This window comes from Streptomyces sp. NPDC006309, assembly GCF_040613095.1.
GTDB lineage: Bacteria > Actinomycetota > Actinomycetes > Streptomycetales > Streptomycetaceae > Streptomyces.
In genome coordinates, this window is the sequence record NZ_JBEXRO010000002.1 from 245,659 (window position 1) to 265,230 (window position 19,572).

The window sequence follows — 19,572 nt, forward strand, 5'->3', positions numbered from 1 at the left end:
GTCGGTGTCGGCGTCGGGGGCCGGCGTCAGGGACGGCGGTAACGGCTGTACAGGAACCCGTCCTCCTCCAGCAGGGACGCGAGGACGAACCGCTGCGGAACGGCGACCGCCGGCCCCCCGGCGATGCGCTGCGCGTCCCCCGCGGTGAGCGTCGGCGACACGGTCAGGCACAGCTCGTCCAGCACCTCGGCGGCGATCAGCTGGCCCAGGAGCCGGGGGCCGCCCTCGGTCAGCAGCCGGGTGTGGCCGAGGCCGGCGAGGGCGCGCACCGCGCGCGCGGGCTCGACGCCCGTGCCGTCCCCGGCGACCAGCACCCGGGCGCCGGCCTTCTCCGCGGCGGCGACCCGGTCGGGGGCCGCGGCGGCCCCCGTCAGGACCAGCGTGGGCACCAGCGGGGAGGTGAACAGCGGGAGCGTGAAGTCCAGTTCCAGACTCGCGCTGACGATCGCGATCGCCGGGACCGGGTCCTGCCCGGCCGCCGCGCGGGCCCCGGCGAACTCCGCGCGCACGCGTGCCGGGCGGTACCCCTCCTGCCGTACCGTCTCGGCGCCCACGAGGACGACGTCCGCGAGCGCCCGCAGCGTGCCGAAGACCCGTATGTCGGTGGCGCTGGAGATGGGCTGGGAGCGGCCCTCGTGCTGGGCGGCGCCGTCGAGGGAGGAGACCATGTTGGCCCGCAGCCAGGGCCGCGGGACGCCCGGTCCGGGCGCCGGATAGGCGTACGCGGCGGCCAGCTCGGCGAGGCTCCACTCGCGGTCCACGGCCGCGGCGGCGTCAGGGGCCTCGGCACGGCCCGTACCGGCCGCCCCCACCTCCCCTACCGGTCCCCGGCTCGCGGCCTTCGCACCGGTGCCGGGGGCCTGGGCTGCTGTTTCGTCGGTCACAGGGAACAGGCGTCGCATGTCGTGCAGTGTGGCACGGCGCTTAGCATGAGGAACTGTGTCGTCCTCCACCACCGCCCCCGGATCCAGCCCTGTGCCGGACGCGGGCCCCGTGTCCCTGTGCGCCCGTGAGCCGCGCGTCCCCGCCGACCGCCTGGTCGCGGAGATGGTGCCGCCCCCGCGCTTCGACTCGGTCCGCTTCGCCACGTACATCCCGGACCCCGGGCAGCCGAGCCAGACGGAGGCCGTCCAGGTCCTGGAGGGCTTCGCGGCCGGGCTCGGCGGCGCACCCGGCGGCGGCACCGGCCGGCGCGGCCTCTTCGGCCTCGGCCGGGCCAGGGCGCCCAAGGCCCCGGCGGGCCCGCGCGGGGTGTACCTGGACGGCGGCTACGGCGTCGGCAAGACCCATCTGCTCGCCTCCCTGTGGCACGCCGCTCCGGCCGACGCCTCCCGCAAGGCGTTCGGCACCTTCGTGGAGCTGACGAACCTGGTCGGCGCCCTGGGCTTCCAGCAGACCGTGCAGACGCTGTCCGGGCACAGCCTGCTGTGCATCGACGAGTTCGAACTGGACGACCCCGGCGACACGGTCCTCGTCTCGACGCTGCTCGGCAAGCTGGTCGAGGCGGGTGTGGCGCTCGCCGCCACCTCCAACACGCTGCCCGGCAAGCTGGGCGAGGGGCGGTTCGCCGCCGCCGACTTCCTGCGCGAGATCCAGGGCCTGTCGGCCCATTTCCGCGCCCTGCGCATCGACGGCGAGGACTACCGTCACCGCGGGCTGCCCGAGGCGCCGGCGCCGTTCTCCGACGAGGAGGTCATGAAGACGGCCTTCGCCACCGAGGGCGCCTCGCTGGACGACTTCACCGGGCTGCTGGAGCACCTGGCGCGGGTGCATCCGAGCCGGTACGGCGCGCTGACCGACGGGCTCCGGGCGGTGTGCCTGACCGGCGTGCGGCCCGTCCCGGACCAGTCGACGGCGCTGCGCCTGGTGGTGCTCGCCGACCGGCTCTACGACCGCGAGGTCCCGGTGCTCGCCTCGGGGCAGCCGTTCGACCGGCTGTTCAGCGAGGAGATGCTGAACGGCGGCTACCGCAAGAAGTACTTCCGCGCGATATCCCGGCTCACCGCGCTGGCCCGGGACGCGAAGGGACTGGTCGGCGGCTAGCCGGCACGCCCTCCCCGTCCGGCCGGCCGGACGGCCGCGGGGCAGGGGCGGGTTCACGCCATGCCACCCACCGTTTTCACGCTCTCTCGGGCGCGTAACGCGCTGTTAACCCTGCAAAGGCCTTCGCGGGGTTAACGTGTTTCTTGACCATCCATTGACCAGTACTTGGTCTGGACAAGAGGCGTGATCGCGGCGGAGGGGGGCTCATGTTCCGAGGTACGACAGCCCGGACCCTGCTCACTCTCCTCGGCGCCACACTGCTCGCCTTCCAGCTCTTCACCCCCGCCGGAACCTTCGCATCCGCGCACACGCACGGCCAGGCACTGGCCAAGGCCACGACCGGAACCCACCTCTCGGTACCACCGGCGCACGACGGCACGGAGACGGTCCGCTCCCCGGACCGGCCGGACCGTCCCGCGGGTGTCCCGCAGGTGCGCGACACGCACCGGGGTCCCGGCTCCGCCTGCGCGCAGGAGCACCCCCTCATATCCGGCCGGGCGGCCGGCACGGCCCCGTCCGGCCCCTCCGGCGGCCGGCACCGCCAGGTACCCGGAGCCTCCAGAGCGCACACCCCGGCCGCCCTCCAGGTCTTCCGCTGCTGAGAGCCGGGCCCGCCGCTCCCCTCCCCACCCCCACAACCGTTGTTCGAGCCCGACGCGCCAGGCAGGCGCGCCAGGAGGACCACATACATGCAGCCCCTCATCGACAACGCCCGTACCTTCGGACAGCGCCCTGAGGAGTTCGCCGAGCTCGCCGAAGGCCAGTCCCCGCAGGTGCTCTTCATCACCTGCTCCGATTCCCGGGTCGTCCCGGCCCTGATCACGGGCGCCCGCCCCGGCGAGCTGTTCGAGCTGCGCACCGCGGGCAACATCGTCCCGCCGTACGCCTGCGCGCACCCCACCGGCGAGGCCGCCACCATCGAGTACGCCGTGGAGGTGCTCGGCGTCCGCGACATCGTGGTCTGCGGCCACTCGCACTGCGGGGCCGTCGGCGCGCTGGTGCGCGGCGAGGACCTGACCGCCGTACCGGCCGTGCGCGACTGGCTGGCGCACGCCACTCCGCGCCCGGCCGGCGCGGCCGAGGACCCGGAGGTCGCCGAGGGCGTGCAGAGCCACGTCCTCACCCAGCTGCTGCGGCTGCGCTCGTACCCCTGCGTCGAGCGGAAGCTGGCGCAGGGCCGGCTGGGCCTGCACGCCTGGTACTACGAGGTGCACACCGGCGCCGTACGGACGCACCGCCCGCAGACCGACACCTTCGAGGCCCTGTGAGCGCGCCGATGACCGACGACCGCACCCTCATATCCCGCATATGCCGCCTGCCCCGCGCCACCCGGCCCCCGCACCTACGGCAGGACTTCGCCGCCTCGCTCGTCGTCTTCCTGGTCGCGCTGCCGCTGTGCGTGGGCGTGGCCGTCGCCTCGGGTGTCCCGGCCGAACTGGGCCTGGTCACCGGCATCGTGGGCGGCCTCGTCACCGGGCTGATGCGCGGCAGCAGCCTTCAGGTGTCGGGCCCGGCGGCCGGCATGACCGTGCTCGTCTTCGAGGCGGTCAAGGAGTTCGGGCTGCCGGTGCTCGGCGTGATCGTGCTCGCCGCCGGACTGCTCCAGATGGCCATGGGCCTGCTGCGCCTCGGCCGCTACTTCCGTGCCATCTCGGTCTCGGTCGTGGAGGGCATGCTGGCCGGGATCGGCCTGGTGCTCATCGCGGGGCAGCTCTATCCGGCGCTGGCGGCGAAGGCCCCCGACTCCGGCCTGAGCAAGATAACCGGGCTGCCCGGCGCGTTCCTGGACGCCCTCGGCGACAGCGGAGCGCTGGCCTCGCTCGCGGTGTGCGCGGGCACGGTCGCGGTGCTGCTGCTGTGGAAGCACGCCCCCGCGAAGCTGCGCACGGTGCCCGGCGCGCTCGCCGCGGTCGGGCTCGCCACACTGGCCACGCTCGCGCTGAACCTGCCCGTGGCCACCGTGGAGGTGCGGGGCCTGCTCGGGTCGGTCCAGCCGCCGCCGCTGAGCGCGTTCGGCGAACTGGCCGGCGTCGGACTGCTGGGCACGGTCGTCGCCTTCACCCTCATCGCGTCCGCCGAGTCGCTGTTCAGCGCGGCGGCCGTGGACCGGCTGCACTCCGGGCCGCGCACCCAGTACAACCGTGAACTCCTCGCCCAGGGCGCGGGCAACACGGTGTGCGGCCTGCTCGGCGCGCTGCCGATGACCGCGGTGATCGTGCGCAGCGCGGCCAACGTCCAGGCCGGCGCCCGTACCAAGGCCTCCCGGGTGCTGCACGGCGTCTGGCTGCTGCTGTTCGCGGCACTGCTGCCGGGCGTCCTCGCCTACATCCCCGTACCGGCTCTCGCGGGCATCCTCGTCCACGCCGGCGCCAAGCTGATCCCCGTCCGGGCGCTGGCCGGGCTGTGGCGCGAGCACCGCGGAGAGGCACTGGTCCTCGCCGTCACGGCGGTCTCCATCGTGACGGTCAGCATGTTCGAGGGCGTGCTCATCGGTCTCGCCCTGGCGGTGGCGAAGACCGCCTGGGAGGCCTCGCACATCCGGCTGGAGGTCACCGACGAGGGCGCGGGCCCCGTCGAGGGGCACCTGTCGGGCAACGCGACCTTCCTGCGGCTGCCGAAGATCCTGGACACCCTGGAGTCACTCCCCCAGGACCGCCCGGTCCGGCTCGACCTGTCCGGGCTGCACCACCTGGACCACGCCTGCCGCACGGCCCTGGAGAACTGGGCCGCACGGCACAGCGCGGCCGGCACGGAGCCGGTGAAGCTGGTCACGGCGGCGTGAGGGGCCGCCCGTGGGGCCGGGACGCCGGAACCTCTCGGCATCCCGGCCTTACGGGCCTATCGTGGCAACAGCAGACAAACCCGACCTCTGGCCGAGGAGGCTCACCATGGTCGAGGGGCTTGTGGTGGCCGTGGTGGTGGCATGCGCCGCCGCACTGGTCTACCTGGCGATGGCAGCGCGGGTGGTCAAACAGTACGAGCGCGGTGTGCTCTTCCGCCTCGGCCAGGTCGCGGAGGAGGTACGGGCACCGGGCCTGAACCTGATCATCCCCTTCGTGGACCGGCTGCAGAAGGTCAACATGCAGATCGTGACGATGCCGGTCCCGGCCCAGGAGGGCATCACCCGCGACAACGTGACCGTCCGGGTGGACGCGGTGGTCTACTTCCGGGTGGTCGACGCGGTGAGCGCCGTGGTGAAGGTCGAGGACTACAGATTCGCGGTGTCCCAGATGGCGCAGACCTCCCTGCGGTCGATCATCGGCAAGAGCGAGCTGGACGACCTGCTCGCCGACCGCGAGAAGCTCAACCAGGGCCTGGAGCTGATGATCGACAGCCCGGCCGTGGGCTGGGGCGTCCAGGTCGACCGGGTCGAGATCAAGGACGTCTCCCTGCCGGACACGATGAAGCGGTCCATGGCCCGCCAGGCGGAGGCGGACCGTGAGCGCCGGGCCCGCATCATCAACGCCGACGCCGAACTCCAGGCGTCCCGCAAGCTCGCCGAGGCCGCCCAGCAGATGGCCGATACCCCGACCGCGCTCCAGCTGCGGCTGCTCCAGACGGTGATGGCGGTGGCGGCCGAGAAGAACTCCACGCTGGTCCTGCCCATCCCGGTGGAGCTGCTGCACTTCCTGGAGCGGGCCGGACGGCCGCAACAGGCGCAGCCGGTTCCGCAGCAGATCCCGGAGACGGCGGCGCAGCAGGTCCCGCGGCACGCACCGGAGACGGCGGCGCAACAGGCCCCGGAGACGGTGCCGCCGGCGTCCGCGTCCGGCCCCGACGGCGGACCGTACCCCGGCTAGGGTCTTTCGTTCGGATCGGGCCGGATCGGGCCGGATCAGAGGGCGGGGCCGGGTGCGGTGCATCGCAAGGCGGAGGAGGGCGCCATGGCGGAGCCATGGCAACCGACGACAACGCGGCGGTGGGGGTACCTCCGGCATGATCCGAACGGCCGGCCCTCACACCCACGCCCCCGCCCGGGGCCGGCCGCGCCCCGGGCAGCGCGTGCGCCGTAGCCTTGAGGGCCACGCCCCCGCCCCGGACGGAAGGACCGACCAGCTGTGCCGAAGCGGTCGAGCAGGAAGAAGGACGAAGCCCTCCGGGACCTGCTGCGCCTCCCGCCGGGCGAGCGCGTCGACCTGGCCGGGTACGACACCCGGGCCACCCCCGGTGCCCCGGGCGGCAAGCAGGCGGGGCTCGCCGACACCGCCCGGACCGGCCGGCGCCTGGCCCGGCTCCAGGAACGGCTGTGGGCGGCGGGCACGGCGGGCGACCGCCGCCGGGTATTGCTGGTGCTCCAGGGCATGGACACCAGCGGCAAGGGCGGCACGGTCAAGCACGTCATCGGCGAGCTGAACCCGACGGGCTGCCGGATCAAGGCGTTCAGGGCGCCCAGCGAGGAGGAGCGGCGGCACGACTTCCTCTGGCGGGTGCGGCGCGCGCTGCCCGAGCCCGGTGAGATCGGCATCCTCGACCGCTCGCACTACGAGGACGTGCTCATCGCCCGCGTCCGGCACCTCGCCCGGCCCGCCGAGATCGGCAGCCGCTACGGCCTGATCAACGACTTCGAACGCTCCCTCGCCGAGGACGGCGTCACCGTCGTCAAGTGCTTCCTGCACCTCTCCCCCGAGGAGCAGAAACGCCGGCTGCTGCGCCGCCTGGACCGCCCCGACAAACACTGGAAGTTCGACCCCGCCGACATCGACGAGCGCGCCCTGTGGCCCGCCTACCAGGAGGCGTACGAGCTGGCGCTGGCGCGCTGCTCGGCGCCGCACGCGCCCTGGTACCTGGTGCCGGCGGACCGCAGGTGGTACCGCAACTGGGCGATCAGCCGGCTGCTCCTGGAGCATCTGCGGGAGCTGGATCCGCGGTATCCGCAGGGCGAGTTCGACGTGGCGGAGTGCCGGGAGCGGCTGCTGAAGCAGACGTGAGCCGGGCGGGCCGGGGTACCCGGCGGGCATGCACGAGCAGCGAAAGGTCACCGATTCGTACTGGCTGCGGACCGCCCCCGGCCCGGACCACCCCGCCCTGACCCGGGACCTCGACGTCGACGTGGCCGTCGTCGGCGCGGGTATCGCCGGGCTGAGCACCGCCCACGAGCTGGCCCGGGCCGGGCTGCGGGTGGCGGTGCTGGAGGCCGGGCGGGCCGCGGCCGGCGTCACCGGCCACACCACCGCCAAGCTGACCGCCCAGCACACCCTCGTCTACGACCGGCTCCGGCGCACCCGGGGCCCCGAGGGAGCCCGGCTGTACGCCCGCTCGCAGACCGAGGCGATCGAGCACGCGGCGGCGCTGGTGGCCGAGCTGGGCATCGAGTGCGAGTGGGAGACCAGGGACGCGTACACCTACGTCCGGGACCCGTCGCGGGCGGACGAGGTGCGCGCGGAGGCGGAGGCCGCCCGGGAGGCGGGCCTGCCGGCCGTCTTCACCACGGAGACCGGGCTGCCGTTCCCGGTGGCGGGCGCCGTCCGGGTGAGCGGACAGGCGCAGTTCCACCCGGTCAAGTACCTCCGGGCGATCACCGCCGACCTGCTCGCGCACGGCGGCCAGGTGTATGAGCACACACGGGTCACGGACCTGACAGAAGGCGAGCCGTGCCGGCTGACGACCGAGGGGGGCGCCGTCGTGACCGCCCGGGACGTCGTGGTCGCCACCCACTACCCGGTGTTCGACCGGGCCCTGCTGTTCAGCCGGCTGTCCCCGCGCCGGGAACTGGTCGTCGCCGGCCCGCTGGGTGCCGGCCCCGACCCGGACGGCATGTACATCACACCGGACGAGAACACCCGCTCGGTGCGCACGGCGCCCCTCGGCCCGGACGGTCAGCGGATGCTCGTCGTCACCGGGGAGCACTTCACACCCGGCACCGGGGACCCGGAGGCCGGATTCGCACGGCTCGCCGCCTGGGCCGAGGAGCACTTCCCCGGGGTGAGCCTGGACCACGCCTGGGCCACGCAGGACAACGAGTCCACCGACACGGTGCCGCTCGTCGGCCCCTTCCACCCGGGCGCCCGGCACACGTACGTCGCCACCGGGTTCGGCGGCTGGGGCCTGAGCGGCGGCATCATGGCGGGGCTGCTGCTGACCGCCCTGATCGCCGGCCGGGACTGCGCCTGGCGGGAGCTGTACGACCCGCGCCGGCTGAAGTCGGTGGTCCGCGAGACGCCGTCGCTGCTGAAGACGCAGGCGGAGGTGGCCCGGCACTTCGTCGGCGACCGGCTGAAACCGCCGGCCTCGGTGGACGAGCTGGCCCCCGGCGACGGCGCGCTGGTCCGGTCCGGCGGCGGACGGGTCGCCGTGCACCGCGACGAGGCGGGCGCCCTGCACGCCGTGTCGGCCCGCTGCACCCACATGGGCTGCCTGGTCTCCTTCAACCGTGCCGAACGCGCCTGGGAGTGCCCCTGCCACGGGTCCCGCTTCGACGTGGACGGCTCGGTGATCGAGGGCCCGGCGGTCAAGCCGCTGGAGCGCCGCGACCTGGACGGCTCCCCGACGGACACGGACTGACGGACGGACACTGGTTGACCTACACCGGCCCGGACTGACCGACACCGGCCCGCACGGAGCGGGACCGGCCGGGACCGGCGGACCGCCGGGGCTGACGCGGGTTCACCGGGGGCTGCCCACCGCCGCGCGGGTGACCGTACCGTCGCGCCATGAGTCATATCACCGTACAAGCCGATATTGCGCCCTACGTTCGTACGGTGATCCCACATGTACGTCGCATCACCGCCGTCTGCGCCGCCCTGGGCGCGGCGCTCACCGCCTGCGGCACCGCGGGCGGTGGGCACCCCGCCCCGGCCGCCTCCTCCGTCTCCGCGTCCCCCTCCTCCACCCGCCCGCCCGTGCTCGCGCCGGGCCCCGGCGGACTGACCCCGGTCTTCCAGCACGGCCCGCGCACCCGGGGCAAGACGGTGGCGTTCACCTTCGACGCCGACATGACCGCCGACCAGGGACCCCGCGCGGCCTCCGGCGAGCACTTCGACAACCCGGGTCTGATCAGCGCCCTGCGTGCGCTGAAGGTGCCGGCGACCGTCTTCATGACCGGCCGGTGGGCGGACCAGTACCCGGCCGAGGCCCGCGGTCTCGGCACCGACCCGCAGTTCGAGGTCGCCAACCACTCCTGGAGCCACTACGCGTTCACGGCCGACTGCTACGGCCTGCCCACCGTCGACTCCGGCCGGATGCGGGCGGACGTCGAACGGGCGTACACCTCGCTGCGCGCGGCCGGCGTGCCGCACCCGATGCCGTACTTCCGCTTCCCCGGCGGCTGTTACGACCAGCAGGCCCTGCGGGCGCTGAACGGACTCGGGGTGACCGCGGTGCAGTGGGACGTGGTGAGCGGCGACGCGTTCGCCACGGACGCCGACGCGGTGACCCGGCAGGTGCTCGACGGGGTGAAGCCGGGATCGGTGGTCGTCATGCACTGCACCCGCAGCGCCGCCCCGACCACCGAGCAGGTCGTCCGCACGGTCGTACCGGAACTGCGCCGACGCGGCTACCGGTTCGTGAAGGTCTCCGAGCTGATCGGCCAGAGCCGCGGACACCGCTGACCGTCCTACGCTGAAGGCATGGACGACGAGAACCTCTGCCCGGGCGCCGACGCGACACGGCCGGCGAAGGCCGACGGCCCGCCGTACGCGGAGTGCGTGCTGTGCCGGGAACCGACGGAATACCCGGACTCGTACAAGGGCATCACGCTGTGCCCCGTCTGCGCCTGGCAGGAGGCCCAGCGCACCGCGTGCTCCGGGTGACGGGAGCGGGGGCCGGTCCCCGCTCCCGGATCACCGCCGCCGGGGCACGCGCGTTGATCCGCGCGCTCACGGCTTCGTAGGCTGGTCCGTCGTGAGCCATGTATCCGCCCCCAGTGCCGACAGCCCCTCCGACTCCCCGCGCGAGCCCCGCGACCAGGCCCCCCAGTTTGTCCTGCCGCTCGTCGTACGGATCGAACGCGACGCGCCGCCCGCCCGCACCGACGCGCTGGAGACGGCCGCCCGGGCCGTGCTCGTCCTGCTCGGCGACGACCGGGCACAGGGCGACGGCGCATGGGCCGAGGCCGTCCGGAACTGGGAGGACGCCCGCATCCGGAAGGTGGTCCGGCGGGCCCGGGGCGCCGAGTGGCGGCGCGCCGGGACCCTGCCCGGGATCACGGTGACCGGCAGGTCCGCCGAGGTCCGGGTCTTCCCGCCGATCCCCCTGGACGGCTGGCCCAAGGATCTGGCGAAACTCCAGGTGTCGGGCACGGAACTGGACGACCCTGAGCCGCCCGCCGCCGCCGACGCGGCACAGCCCGTGCTGTGGCTGAACCCGGAGGTGGAGATGTCGGCCGGCAAGGCGATGGCCCAGGCGGGCCACGGCGCCCAGCTGGCCTGGTGGGCGCTGTCCGACGCGGACCGCACGGCGTGGCGGGACGCCGGCTTCCCCCTGACCGTCCGCACGGCCGACCCCGCCGACTGGTCCCGCCTGACCACGAGCGGCCTGCCCCTGGTCCGGGACGCCGGCTTCACGGAGATCGCCCCGGGGCTGACCGTCGCGGTGGAGGGCGTGGACCGCGTCAGCTCACTTCCTCGCGTGCGGCGCCCCTGACCGGCGCACCCGAAGGCCCCGCCCGTCCGCCACGGGGGCGGACGGACGGGGCCGGTCCGGCGTCCGTCTCGCCGCCGACGCAGGGAAGCTTCGCGACGAGGGAAGCTTCGCGACGGTCGACGGGAAACGGCATGTCGTCGGTGACGACCTCGACGACGGTGAGCGCCGCCGCGTCCCTCTGCCGTCAGCGACGGACGTGGACCGTCACCCGCGTGCCACCGCTGCCGGCGACGGCCGCGCCCACCGAGGCCACCGCCACGGCTGCCTCGGCATGTCCGCCCACGGCTAAGCCGACCGAGACGACGATCGCCAGCAGGCCCACGCACGCCGTGAACCAGGCCAGAGCACGGCTGCCGCTCCGGGGGTCGACTGGGATACCTTCGAAAGGCATCAAGGGAACCACTCTCCTCGCAACAGGATGAAGACCCGTCGGTGCGCGAGGGAGATCCGGAGAGGCCAGCCGCCAAGCAAGGGCCTCGCCGGGTCTCCCGGCGCCACATCCAAGGGCCATCGGACGCGCTTCGCATCCGCATCAGGGATTCTCGCCCGGCGCGAACAGCGGCCGGGATTCTTCCGGCCGCGTGGTTCAGGGTTCAACGCGGCCTGCACGCTGGAGATTTGAGGTCGTTCAACCAGCGCGCAAGCGAGCCTACCGCTCACAGCCCCAGAGCCGTCATGAGCCGCATGTGTACAAAAAGGCGCCCCGAAATTCGACTGTATGTACAGGGACGGCACCCTCTACTTGGACATGCCGTCACTTGCCGTCTCGCGGATGGTGGGACTTCGGCGGAGCGACGGCCGGTCCGGGGCCGAAGCTCAAATGTTGCTCTGAACGCGGCAGACGGGGGGTTCGAGGCCCGTCGGCGGGGCCATATCCCCCTCGCTCGACGCACGAACGCGGGCCGAGGAGGGGGAACGCACCATGGGGCGACTGGGGACCGGGATCGGATGGCGGCCGGAGATCGCGGAGGCCGTGGAGGGGATGCCGGGCATCGACTGGGTGGAGGTCGTGGCGGAGAACGTCTGCCCCGGCCATCTCCCGGACTCGCTGCTGCGGCTGCGCCGGCGCGGTGTGACGGTGATCCCGCACGGTGTCTCCCTCGGCCTCGGCGGCGCGGACCGTCCCGACGCCGGAAGGCTGGCGGCGCTCGCCGAGCGGGCGGAGGCACTGGGAGCGCCGCTGGTCACCGAGCACATCGCCTTCGTCCGGGCGGGCGGGGCGCTCACCGCGTCCCCGCCGCTGGAGGCCGGGCACCTGCTGCCCGTGCCGCGCACCCGGGACGCCCTGGACGTGCTGTGCGAGAACATCCGCATCGCCCAGGACGCGCTGCCGGTGCCGCTGGCGCTGGAGAACATCGCCGCGCTGTTCTCCTGGCCGGGCGAGGAGCTGACCGAGGGGCAGTTCCTGTCCCAGATGGTCGAGCGGACCGGCGTACGTCTGCTCATCGACGTGGCCAACCTGCACACCAACCACGTCAACCGGGGCGAGGACCCGGCCGAGGCGCTGGCCTCGCTGCCGCTGGAGGCGATCGCCTACGTCCATGTCGCGGGCGGCTTCGAGCGCGACGGCGTCTGGCACGACAGTCACGCGCACCCCGTGCCGCGCCCGGTGCTCGACATCCTGACCGACCTCGCCTCCCGCGTCGCGCCGCCCGGGGTACTCCTGGAGCGGGACGACGACTTCCCCGAACCAGCGGAACTGGAAAGGGAGTTGGCCGCCGTACGGGAGGCGGTGGCGGCCGGGCGATCCCGTGCGGCGGACGGTACGGCGGCGACGGGTACGGCGACCGGGGGCGCCGTCGGCACAGGGGCCGGGGGTGTCGGTGTCCTGGCGCCGCCCGTGGCCGGGGTCCGCGAGCGGCTCGGGGTGGCGCAGACCGCCGTACTGTCCTCGCTGGTGGCGGGGACGCCGGTGCCGGAGGGTTTCGACCGGGCGCGGATGCGGGTGCAGGCCCGGGCCCTGGCGGCGAAGCGGGCGGACGTGGTGGCTAAGGTGGCGCCCGAGCTGCCGGTGATCCTCGGGGCGGAGTACCGGGAGGCGTTCCTGGCGTACGCGCGGCAGCGGCCGATGACCGCCGGGTACCGGCGGGACGCGCTGGATTTCGCGGGGCATCTGCTGAAGCTGGGGCGCCCGGAGAACGCGGGGGCGCGGCGCGGGCTGCGGGAGTGGTGGCTGGACCGAGCAGGACCGGCACCGCGGCGGGTCTCGCCGACGGCACGGGCGATACGGGGACTGCTGCGGCGCGGAGTCTGACGCGGCCGGAGCGTTACGCGGGTGGAGCTTGATGCCGGCGGGGTGCGTGCGGGTTGGGGGGTGGCGGTCGCGCAGTTCCCCGCGCCCCCGGGGGGCGGCAGCGATGCCCGGGCGGGCCGTAGCGCCGTTGCGGGCGCGGCGAGTGGTGAAGTGCGGGTTGGGGGGGGTGACGGTCGCGCAGTTCCCGCGCCCCCGGGGGGCGGCAGCGATGCCCGGCGGCCCGTAGCGCCGTTACGGGCGAAGCGAGTGGTGAAGTGCGGGTGGCAGGGTGGCCGGTCGCGCAGTTCCCCGCGCCCCTGAGGGCGGCAGCGATGCCCGGGCGGGCCGTAGCGCCGTTACGGGCGAAGCGAGTAGTGAAGTGCGGGTGGCAGGGTGGCCGGTCGCGCCGTTCCCCGCGCCCCCCGGGGGGCGGCAGCGATGCCCGGGCGGGCCGTAGCGCCGTTGCGGGCGCGGCGAGTGGTGAAGTGCGGGTGGCTGGGTGGCCGGTCGCGCAGTTCCCCGCGCCCCCCGGGGGAGTCGGTGGTCACGTCGGTCGGGAGGTGCTCGGGGGTCCGCCCGCGGCTCCGGCCAGGCTCTCACCGGCGCCGCGGACGGCCTCCCTCCGCCTCGCAGTAATATGCCAAGCCCGCAGCCATCCCGAGCACACCACGGCGTGCGGTGCAGGAGGCAGCATGCGACCGCGACCCCCGATCGAGGGCCGAGGCATATTCAGCGGTACCGGACTTATCGTCGCCGCCCTGGCGGCGACGGTCGTCGCGCTGCTCGTTCCGCTCTGGTCGTACGCCGGCCGGCAGGACCCGGCGAGCGGCGACGTGCTCAGCGCGGCGACGGTGACGACCCCGTACGGTCCGCTGTCCGCGCAGGACCGGGACTTCGTCACCAAGGTGCGGCTGGCCGGGCTGTGGGAGCTGCCCGCCGGGGAGCTGGCGCAGCGCAAGGGCACCACCGCGGCCGTCCGCACGGCGGGACAGCACCTCGTCGACGGCCACACCTCGCTGGACGCGCACGTACGGACCGTCGCCACCCAGCTCGGTGTGGCCCTGCCCAACGAACCCAACGCGCAGCAGAAGCAGTGGCTGGCCGCCCTCGACGCGGCGCGGGGCCAGGACTTCGACCGGCAGTTCGCCGGTCTGCTGCGGCTCGCGCACGGCCGCGTGTTCTCCCTGGTCGCGCAGGTGCGGGCCGGTACGCAGAACTCGCTCGTCCGCGATCTCGCCGACGACGCGAACACGACCGTGCTGGACCACATCAAGATCCTGGAGGCGACGGGGTACGTCGACTTCGCGGCGCTGGCCCGGGACCTGACGTCCCCGGCGTCCCCGGTGCCGACGCCGCCGGAGGCCGACCCCGGTGCCGCGGTACCGGTCACGCCGGCATCGTCGCCGTCGCCGTCGCCGGGCGAGACGTACGCCCTGCCGCCGGCCACCGCCGGCCCGCCACCGGCGACCAGCGGTCCCTGACGGCCGCCGCCCCGCCCGGGGAACGGAACGTCACATACCGGCGACGCTCTGTCCGGATCGTGAACAGGGCATGGCGTCCGACCGGGACCCTGGCATAGAAACACGTCATGTTCTGGGTCCTTCTCCTGCTCCTGGCCTGGGCTTTCGCCGGTACGGCCTGCGCCCTGCTGTGCCTGGCGGCCGTCCGCGCGGCGGCCGCGGAAGCGCGTGCCGCGCCGGCGGACCGGGAGCGCGGTCTGACGCTGTACGAGGCGGCCTTCCTGTCCGGCGGGCCCGCGCGGGTCGCCGACGTGACCCTGGTCTCCATGGCCCGCCAGCGGCGGCTGCTGCTCGCGCACACCGGCTGGGCGACGGTCGTCGACCCGCGGGGCCGCGACGAGATGGAGCGGTCCGTCATAGGGGCCATAGGGCCCGAGGGCCAGTCGCGGATCGCGCCGGTGCGGGCGCGGGCGGCTGGCGCCGAGGCGGTGGGCCGGCTGGCCGACGGGCTGGTGCGCGCGGGGCTCGCGGTGCCGGAGGGGACGGGGGCCACCGTGGGGGCCGCCGTCCGCCGCGTGCGGGCCGCCGCGGTGGCCGTGGTGGCGCTGGGTGTGACCGCGCTGCTGCTGCCCGTCCAGACCGGGACGCCGCGCCCGCTGGTGGGCCTGTGGTTCGCCCTGCCCCTCACGCTGTCACTGAGCTGCCTGGCCATCGCCCGGTTCGAGGTGCACCCGTACTCGCGCTGGGCCTCCCCGGCCGGGCAGCGGCTGCTGGGCGCGCTGGCCGGCAGGCCGGCCGGTGACGAGCGGACGTTCCTCACGTCCGTCGCCGTACGCGGCGTCCGCGCGATCGGCGAACCGGAGCTGCGCGCGGCCTTCACCCACCGCGACCAGCCGCCCTGGCGGGAATGAGGTCCCCCTTTCCGGAGCGGCTACCGCCAAGGGGCGTGCGCGGGGCGCTCGGAGCCGCTCGCGGCCCTCAGCCACCGCGCTCGGCCCCGGCGGGAGGCAACCGTCCTTCCCGGAGTGAAGGCTCCTTCCGGGGGCGCACGGGGGGCATTGCCGCCGACACCGGCCGGGCGGTGCTTGCCTTCGCCGGCAGCCGCCCGAAGCATCCCTTGTGACGTCGCCGGGCCGTGGCAGCCGTGCCATCGCCGCCGCGCACCGAAGGGACACGCGATGAAAGCTGCCGCCCTCTACTCGGCCGCCGGGTCCTTGCTGCTGACCGGCCTGGCCGCGGCCCCGGCGGGCGGCGCGCCCGGCAGCCCCGGTGCCCCCGGCGCGGCCGAGCTGCGCGGGACCGCGGTGGCGGTGGCCCGGGCCAGGGCGGCCGGCATCGACTTCGGCCCGTGCCCGGCCGCGGACGTGCCGCAGGCCCCGGCGGGGATGCGGTGCGGCACGGTGACGGTCCCGCTGGACTACGCCCACCCCGACGGCAAGAAGATCACGCTGACGGTCAGCCGGACCCGGGCCACACAGCGGGACCCGCACAACAGCAAACGGAAGGTCCCCCGGCAGGGCGCCCTCGTCTACAACCCGGGCGGTCCGGGCGCCTCCAGCATGTACTTCCCGATGATCGGCGTGATCCCGCGGTGGAAGCGGACCGCCGCCGCGTACGACCTGGTGGGCTACGCCCCGCGCGGGGTGGGCCGTTCGGCGCCGCTGTCCTGCGAGGACCCGGAGCACTTCTTCAAGGCGCCCACCGCGGCACCGGTCCACCCGTCGCAGGCGTACAAGCGGCAGCGCATCGCGCAGGCGAAGGCGTACGCGCGCGGCTGCGCCCGGCGGTCCGGGAGCAGGCTGCGGTACTACACCTCCCTCGCCAACGCCCGGGACCTGGACGTCCTGCGGGCCGCGCTGGGCGAGGACCGGCTGACGTTCATGGGCGCGTCGTACGGCACCTACTTCGGCACGCTGTACGCGGCGATGTTCCCCTCGCACGTGCGGCGCATGGTGCTGGACTCGGCGGTGAACCCGGACCCGGAGAAGGTCTGGTACCGCAACAACCTCGACCAGTCGGCCGCCTTCGAGGAGCGCTGGGCGGACTTCCGCGACTGGATCGCCCGGCACGACGACGTGTACGGGCTCGGTGACACGCCCGGGAAGGTGCAGCGCTCCTACGACACCGCGCGTGAGCGGCTGGCCGGGAAGGCGGCGGACGGCAGGGTCGGCCCGGGCCAGCTACAGAACGCGTTCCTGACGGCCGGGTACTACGACGACTTCTGGCCGAGCCGCGCCGAGGCCCTCGCGGCGTTCCTGCACGGCGATCCGGAGCCGCTGGTGCGGCTGTCCGCGCCGAGCCCGGACACGGCCGTGGAGGCGGAGAACGGCAGCGCGGTGTACACGGCCGTCGAGTGCAACGACGCGCCGTGGCCCACGCGGTGGCAGGTGTGGGACCGGGACAACACGCGGCTCGCCCGGGTGGCGCCCTTCGAGACCTGGGACAACGCGTGGATGAACCTGCCGTGCGCCTACTGGCCGGCGCCCCGGCAGCGTCCGCTGGACGTGCGGACCGCTCCGGGCGAGCTGCCGCCGGTGCTGATCCTGGCGGCCGAACGGGACGCGGCGGCCCCCTACCAGGGCGCCCTGGAGACGAACCGGCGGCTGGCCGGGTCGGTGCTGGTGACCGAGCGGGACGCGGGCACGCACGGTGTCGGGGGCGGCCCCAACCCGTGCGTCAACGCGTACCTGGACGCGTATCTGCTGGAGGGCCGTCTCCCGGCGCGGCACGCGTCCTGCGCACCGCGCCCGGAGCCGGAGCCGGACACCCCGGCCGCCCCCGACCCGTCCTCGCGGGACGTCCTGAAGGGCCGGGCCGCCCGGCGCTAGGCGTTCCGGGTGGGCCCGTCAGGCCCGTCAGGCCAGGCCGGCGATCAGGTCGGCGACGTCCTTGCGGCGGCCCGTGTAGAACGGCACCTCCTCGCGGACGTGCCTGCGGGCCTCGGAGGCGCGCAGGTGGCGCATGAGGTCGACGATGCGGTACAGCTCGTCGGCCTCGAACGCCAGGATCCACTCGTAGTCGCCGAGGGAGAACGAGGCGACGGTGTTGGCGCGCACGTCGGGGTAGCCGCGGGCCATCTTGCCGTGGTCGGCGAGCATGCGCCGGCGGTCCTCGTCGGGCAGCAGGTACCAGTCGTAGGAGCGCACGAACGGGTAGACGCTCACGTAGTCGCGGGGCGTCTCGTCGGCGAGGAACGCCGGGATGTGCGAGCGGTTGAACTCGGCGGGGCGGTGCAGCGCCATGTTGGACCACACCGGCTCCAGCGCCCGGCCAAGCCGGGTGCGGCGGAAGAGGTTGTACGCCTCCTGGAGCTGGTCGCTGGTCTCGGCGTGCCACCAGATCATGACGTCGGCGTCGGCGCGCAGGCCGGAGACGTCGTAGGTGCCGCGGACCGTGACGTCCTTCGCGGCGAGCTGGTCGAACAGCTCCTGGACCTCGTCGGCGTATCCCGTGCGGTCCTCCGGCAGCACGTCCTTCAGCCTGAACACCGACCAGAGGGTGTAGCGGATGACCTCGTTGAGGTCCTTGGCCAGCTTGCCCTTGTTCGGGATCCTGCCGGGCTCGGTGGTGGGGGCGTCGTCACTCATGGTCCCTATTCTCCCGCTCCGCCGTGCAGGCTCTGCACCGGGTTGGCGGTCAGCTCCGCCACGCCGCCCGGGTCGCCGTCCAGCTGGTCGACCGCGGCGTACGCGCTCGCGATGCACGCGGGGATGCCGACCCCGTCGTACTGGGCGCCGCACACCGCGAGGCCCGGGAGCCGGGCGACGTGTCCGCGGATGCGGGCCACGCGCGCGTGGTGCCCGACGGGGTACTGCGGCAGGCCGTCGGTCCAGCGGGTGACGCGGGTCTCGAGGGGCTCGGCGTCCAGGCCGGTCGCCTCGCGCAGGTCGTGCCGGGAGATCTCCACGAGGCCGGCGTCGTCCCGGCCGAGCACCCGCGTCTCGCCGTGGCGGCCGACGGAGGTGCGCAGCACGACCACGTCCGGGTCCTGCTCGGCGATCCATCCCCACTTCTGGGAGGCGAACGTGGACGCCTTGATGGTGCGGCCGTCGACGGGCGGCACGAGGAAGCCGCTGCCTTCGGGCAGGCGCAGTCCGGCGCGCCGGTAGGCGAGGGTGACCAGGGCCATCGAGGCGTACTCCACGGCGGCCAGTTCGGCGGCGGCCCCCGGGGACTCGACGCGCAGCAGGTCGGCGGCCGGGCGGGCGGGGACGGCGAGGACGACGGCGTCCGCGTGCAGCACCCGGTCTCCGGCAAGGACGCGCCAGACGCCGTGCCCCACGGCTGCGTCTCCCGTGGCCGTACGGGCCTGCGCCTCGTCGGCGGCGCCCGGCCGGGCCGGGCCGCCGCGGCGCAGCTCCCGTACCGGGGTCCGGGTCAGGATCTCGCCTCCGCGGGCCCGTACGGAGTCGGCGACCGCGAGCGGCAGCGAGCCCACGCCGCCCTCGATGCCGAGGAACACCGGTCCGGTCTGCCGGGCCGCCGCCGCCCTCGCCTGGATCGCGCGGACGGCCTCCGTCAGGGAGTCGTATGTCTGGGCGGCCTGGAAGAGCTGGGGGACGGCCGAGCGCAGGGAGATGCGGTACGCGTCGCCCGCGTAGACCCCGCCGAGGAGGGGCTCCACCAGGCGGTCCACGACCTCGCGGCCGAGCCGGGCCGCCACGTACTCCCCCACGGCGATGTCGTCGCCGGTCTCCGTGCGGGGCAGGTCGGCGTCGCGCCCGATGCGGGCCAGGCCCTCGTCGGACAGGACACCCGCGAGCGCGGCGGCGGTGCCGGGGACGCCCATGACATGGCCCTTGGGCATGGGCCGCAGGGCGCCGCGGGTCCAGATCGCGGCGGTCGCCGTGGCCGGCGGCCGGAGCCGGTCGCCGAGGCCGGCCTCGCGCGCGAGCGTCACCGCCTCGGGGCGGCGGGCGAGCATGGACTCGGCTCCCAGGTCGACGCGTACGCCGGCGATCTCGCCGGGCAGCAGCTTGCCGCCGACCCGGTCGCCGGCCTCCAGTACGGTCACGCGCGCGCCGCGGTCCAGCAGCCGGTGCGCGGCGGCGAGCCCGGCGACCCCGGCTCCGATGACGACGACGTGCCCCAGGCCCCTGCCCGTCGCACCGTTACCCGTTGTGCTCATGCCTCCCACTCTCTCAGACCCCGCCGGCACTCCCGCCGGGCCCAGGTGTCCGGTCCGAGTCCGGACCGTGACCGCACCGGAACCGGCGGCGCCGAACGTTCCCGCCGGGGCCGCCGTCGAAGGAACGC

17 protein-coding genes are annotated in these 19,572 nt (G+C 74.5%); 14 read left to right on the forward strand and 3 right to left on the reverse strand.

The genetic code is table 11. The features are described from left to right. Nucleotides 1-26: 26 nt before the first annotated feature. Entirely contained in the window at nucleotides 27-902 is an 876-nt protein-coding gene (locus ABZ117_RS03660) for a pyrimidine reductase family protein (protein WP_356817016.1), read from the reverse strand. 37 nt (nucleotides 903-939) lie between these two features. Here ABZ117_RS03660 and zapE point away from each other — a divergent pair, with 37 nt between their 5' ends. From zapE to ABZ117_RS03730, 14 genes are all read left to right on the forward strand, one after another. Continuing rightward, entirely contained in the window at nucleotides 940-2,043 is a 1,104-nt protein-coding gene (gene zapE / locus ABZ117_RS03665; protein ID WP_356817017.1) for a cell division protein ZapE, read from the forward strand. 206 nt (nucleotides 2,044-2,249) lie between these two features. After that, nucleotides 2,250-2,645: a hypothetical protein gene (locus ABZ117_RS03670; RefSeq protein WP_356817019.1), complete on the forward strand. Its 396-nt coding sequence runs from the start codon at nucleotides 2,250-2,252 to the stop codon at nucleotides 2,643-2,645. An 87-nt stretch (nucleotides 2,646-2,732) separates the two neighbouring features. Further along, nucleotides 2,733-3,311, forward strand: coding sequence for a carbonic anhydrase (locus ABZ117_RS03675; protein ID WP_356817021.1), 579 nt, complete (start codon nucleotides 2,733-2,735; stop codon nucleotides 3,309-3,311). Nucleotides 3,312-3,319: 8 nt separating this feature from the next. Then, nucleotides 3,320-4,825 carry a SulP family inorganic anion transporter gene (locus tag ABZ117_RS03680; RefSeq protein ID WP_356817022.1) on the forward strand — a complete coding sequence of 502 codons (1,506 nt, stop codon included), beginning with the start codon at nucleotides 3,320-3,322 and terminating at the stop codon, nucleotides 4,823-4,825. A 106-nt stretch (nucleotides 4,826-4,931) separates the two neighbouring features. Continuing rightward, the gene (locus tag ABZ117_RS03685) at nucleotides 4,932-5,843 is read left to right on the forward strand and encodes a slipin family protein (protein WP_356817023.1); all 912 of its coding nucleotides are present in this window, start codon (nucleotides 4,932-4,934) and stop codon (nucleotides 5,841-5,843) included. Between the two features lie 258 nt (nucleotides 5,844-6,101). Beyond that, nucleotides 6,102-6,971 (forward strand): PPK2 family polyphosphate kinase, encoded by an 870-nt coding sequence (locus ABZ117_RS03690; protein WP_356817024.1) that lies wholly within the window; start codon nucleotides 6,102-6,104, stop codon nucleotides 6,969-6,971. Nucleotides 6,972-6,999: 28 nt separating this feature from the next. Further along, entirely contained in the window at nucleotides 7,000-8,544 is a 1,545-nt protein-coding gene (locus ABZ117_RS03695) for an FAD-dependent oxidoreductase (protein WP_356817026.1), read from the forward strand. A 197-nt stretch (nucleotides 8,545-8,741) separates the two neighbouring features. Beyond that, complete coding sequence (locus ABZ117_RS03700) at nucleotides 8,742-9,590, forward strand: polysaccharide deacetylase family protein (RefSeq protein ID WP_356817028.1); 849 nt, start codon at nucleotides 8,742-8,744, stop codon at nucleotides 9,588-9,590. An 18-nt stretch (nucleotides 9,591-9,608) separates the two neighbouring features. Continuing rightward, nucleotides 9,609-9,791: a hypothetical protein gene (locus tag ABZ117_RS03705; RefSeq protein WP_356817030.1), complete on the forward strand. Its 183-nt coding sequence runs from the start codon at nucleotides 9,609-9,611 to the stop codon at nucleotides 9,789-9,791. Nucleotides 9,792-9,882: 91 nt separating this feature from the next. Then, complete coding sequence (locus tag ABZ117_RS03710; RefSeq protein ID WP_356817031.1) at nucleotides 9,883-10,623, forward strand: peptidyl-tRNA hydrolase; 741 nt, start codon at nucleotides 9,883-9,885, stop codon at nucleotides 10,621-10,623. A gap of 922 nt (nucleotides 10,624-11,545) precedes the next feature. Then, nucleotides 11,546-12,877, forward strand: a complete 1,332-nt coding sequence (locus ABZ117_RS03715) for a DUF692 domain-containing protein (protein WP_356817033.1) — start codon at nucleotides 11,546-11,548, stop codon at nucleotides 12,875-12,877. A 671-nt stretch (nucleotides 12,878-13,548) separates the two neighbouring features. Next, entirely contained in the window at nucleotides 13,549-14,337 is a 789-nt protein-coding gene (locus tag ABZ117_RS03720) for a DUF4142 domain-containing protein (protein WP_356817034.1), read from the forward strand. 107 nt (nucleotides 14,338-14,444) lie between these two features. Continuing rightward, entirely contained in the window at nucleotides 14,445-15,227 is a 783-nt protein-coding gene (locus ABZ117_RS03725; RefSeq protein WP_356817036.1) for a TIGR04222 domain-containing membrane protein, read from the forward strand. Nucleotides 15,228-15,494: 267 nt separating this feature from the next. Continuing rightward, nucleotides 15,495-17,144 carry an alpha/beta hydrolase gene (locus ABZ117_RS03730; RefSeq protein WP_356817038.1) on the forward strand — a complete coding sequence of 550 codons (1,650 nt, stop codon included), beginning with the start codon at nucleotides 15,495-15,497 and terminating at the stop codon, nucleotides 17,142-17,144. A gap of 27 nt (nucleotides 17,145-17,171) precedes the next feature. On the opposite strand, the gene hemQ is transcribed toward ABZ117_RS03730, so the two are convergent. Continuing rightward, nucleotides 17,172-17,903 carry a hydrogen peroxide-dependent heme synthase gene (gene hemQ / locus ABZ117_RS03735; RefSeq protein WP_356817040.1) on the reverse strand — a complete coding sequence of 244 codons (732 nt, stop codon included), beginning with the start codon at nucleotides 17,901-17,903 and terminating at the stop codon, nucleotides 17,172-17,174. A 5-nt stretch (nucleotides 17,904-17,908) separates the two neighbouring features. Next, nucleotides 17,909-19,444, reverse strand: coding sequence for a protoporphyrinogen oxidase (gene hemG, locus ABZ117_RS03740; RefSeq protein ID WP_356817042.1), 1,536 nt, complete (start codon nucleotides 19,442-19,444; stop codon nucleotides 17,909-17,911). Nucleotides 19,445-19,572 lie beyond the last annotated feature (128 nt).

Excerpts from the sequence above, each read along its gene's own strand:
- ABZ117_RS03660 (WP_356817016.1), bottom strand. The coding sequence starts at position 902 with ATGCGACGCCTGTTCCCTGTGACCGACGAAACAGCAGCCCAGGCCCCC.
- ABZ117_RS03670 (WP_356817019.1), top strand. The coding sequence starts at position 2,250 with ATGTTCCGAGGTACGACAGCCCGGACCCTGCTCACTCTCCTCGGCGCC.
- ABZ117_RS03675 (WP_356817021.1), top strand. The coding sequence starts at position 2,733 with ATGCAGCCCCTCATCGACAACGCCCGTACCTTCGGACAGCGCCCTGAG.
- ABZ117_RS03680 (WP_356817022.1), top strand. The coding sequence starts at position 3,320 with ATGACCGACGACCGCACCCTCATATCCCGCATATGCCGCCTGCCCCGC.
- ABZ117_RS03685 (WP_356817023.1), top strand. The coding sequence starts at position 4,932 with ATGGTCGAGGGGCTTGTGGTGGCCGTGGTGGTGGCATGCGCCGCCGCA.
- ABZ117_RS03695 (WP_356817026.1), top strand. The coding sequence starts at position 7,000 with ATGCACGAGCAGCGAAAGGTCACCGATTCGTACTGGCTGCGGACCGCC.
- ABZ117_RS03705 (WP_356817030.1), top strand. The coding sequence starts at position 9,609 with ATGGACGACGAGAACCTCTGCCCGGGCGCCGACGCGACACGGCCGGCG.
- ABZ117_RS03715 (WP_356817033.1), top strand. The coding sequence starts at position 11,546 with ATGGGGCGACTGGGGACCGGGATCGGATGGCGGCCGGAGATCGCGGAG.
- ABZ117_RS03720 (WP_356817034.1), top strand. The coding sequence starts at position 13,549 with ATGCGACCGCGACCCCCGATCGAGGGCCGAGGCATATTCAGCGGTACC.
- ABZ117_RS03725 (WP_356817036.1), top strand. The coding sequence starts at position 14,445 with ATGTTCTGGGTCCTTCTCCTGCTCCTGGCCTGGGCTTTCGCCGGTACG.
- ABZ117_RS03730 (WP_356817038.1), top strand. The coding sequence starts at position 15,495 with ATGAAAGCTGCCGCCCTCTACTCGGCCGCCGGGTCCTTGCTGCTGACC.
- hemQ (WP_356817040.1), bottom strand. The coding sequence starts at position 17,903 with ATGAGTGACGACGCCCCCACCACCGAGCCCGGCAGGATCCCGAACAAG.
- hemG (WP_356817042.1), bottom strand. The coding sequence starts at position 19,444 with ATGAGCACAACGGGTAACGGTGCGACGGGCAGGGGCCTGGGGCACGTC.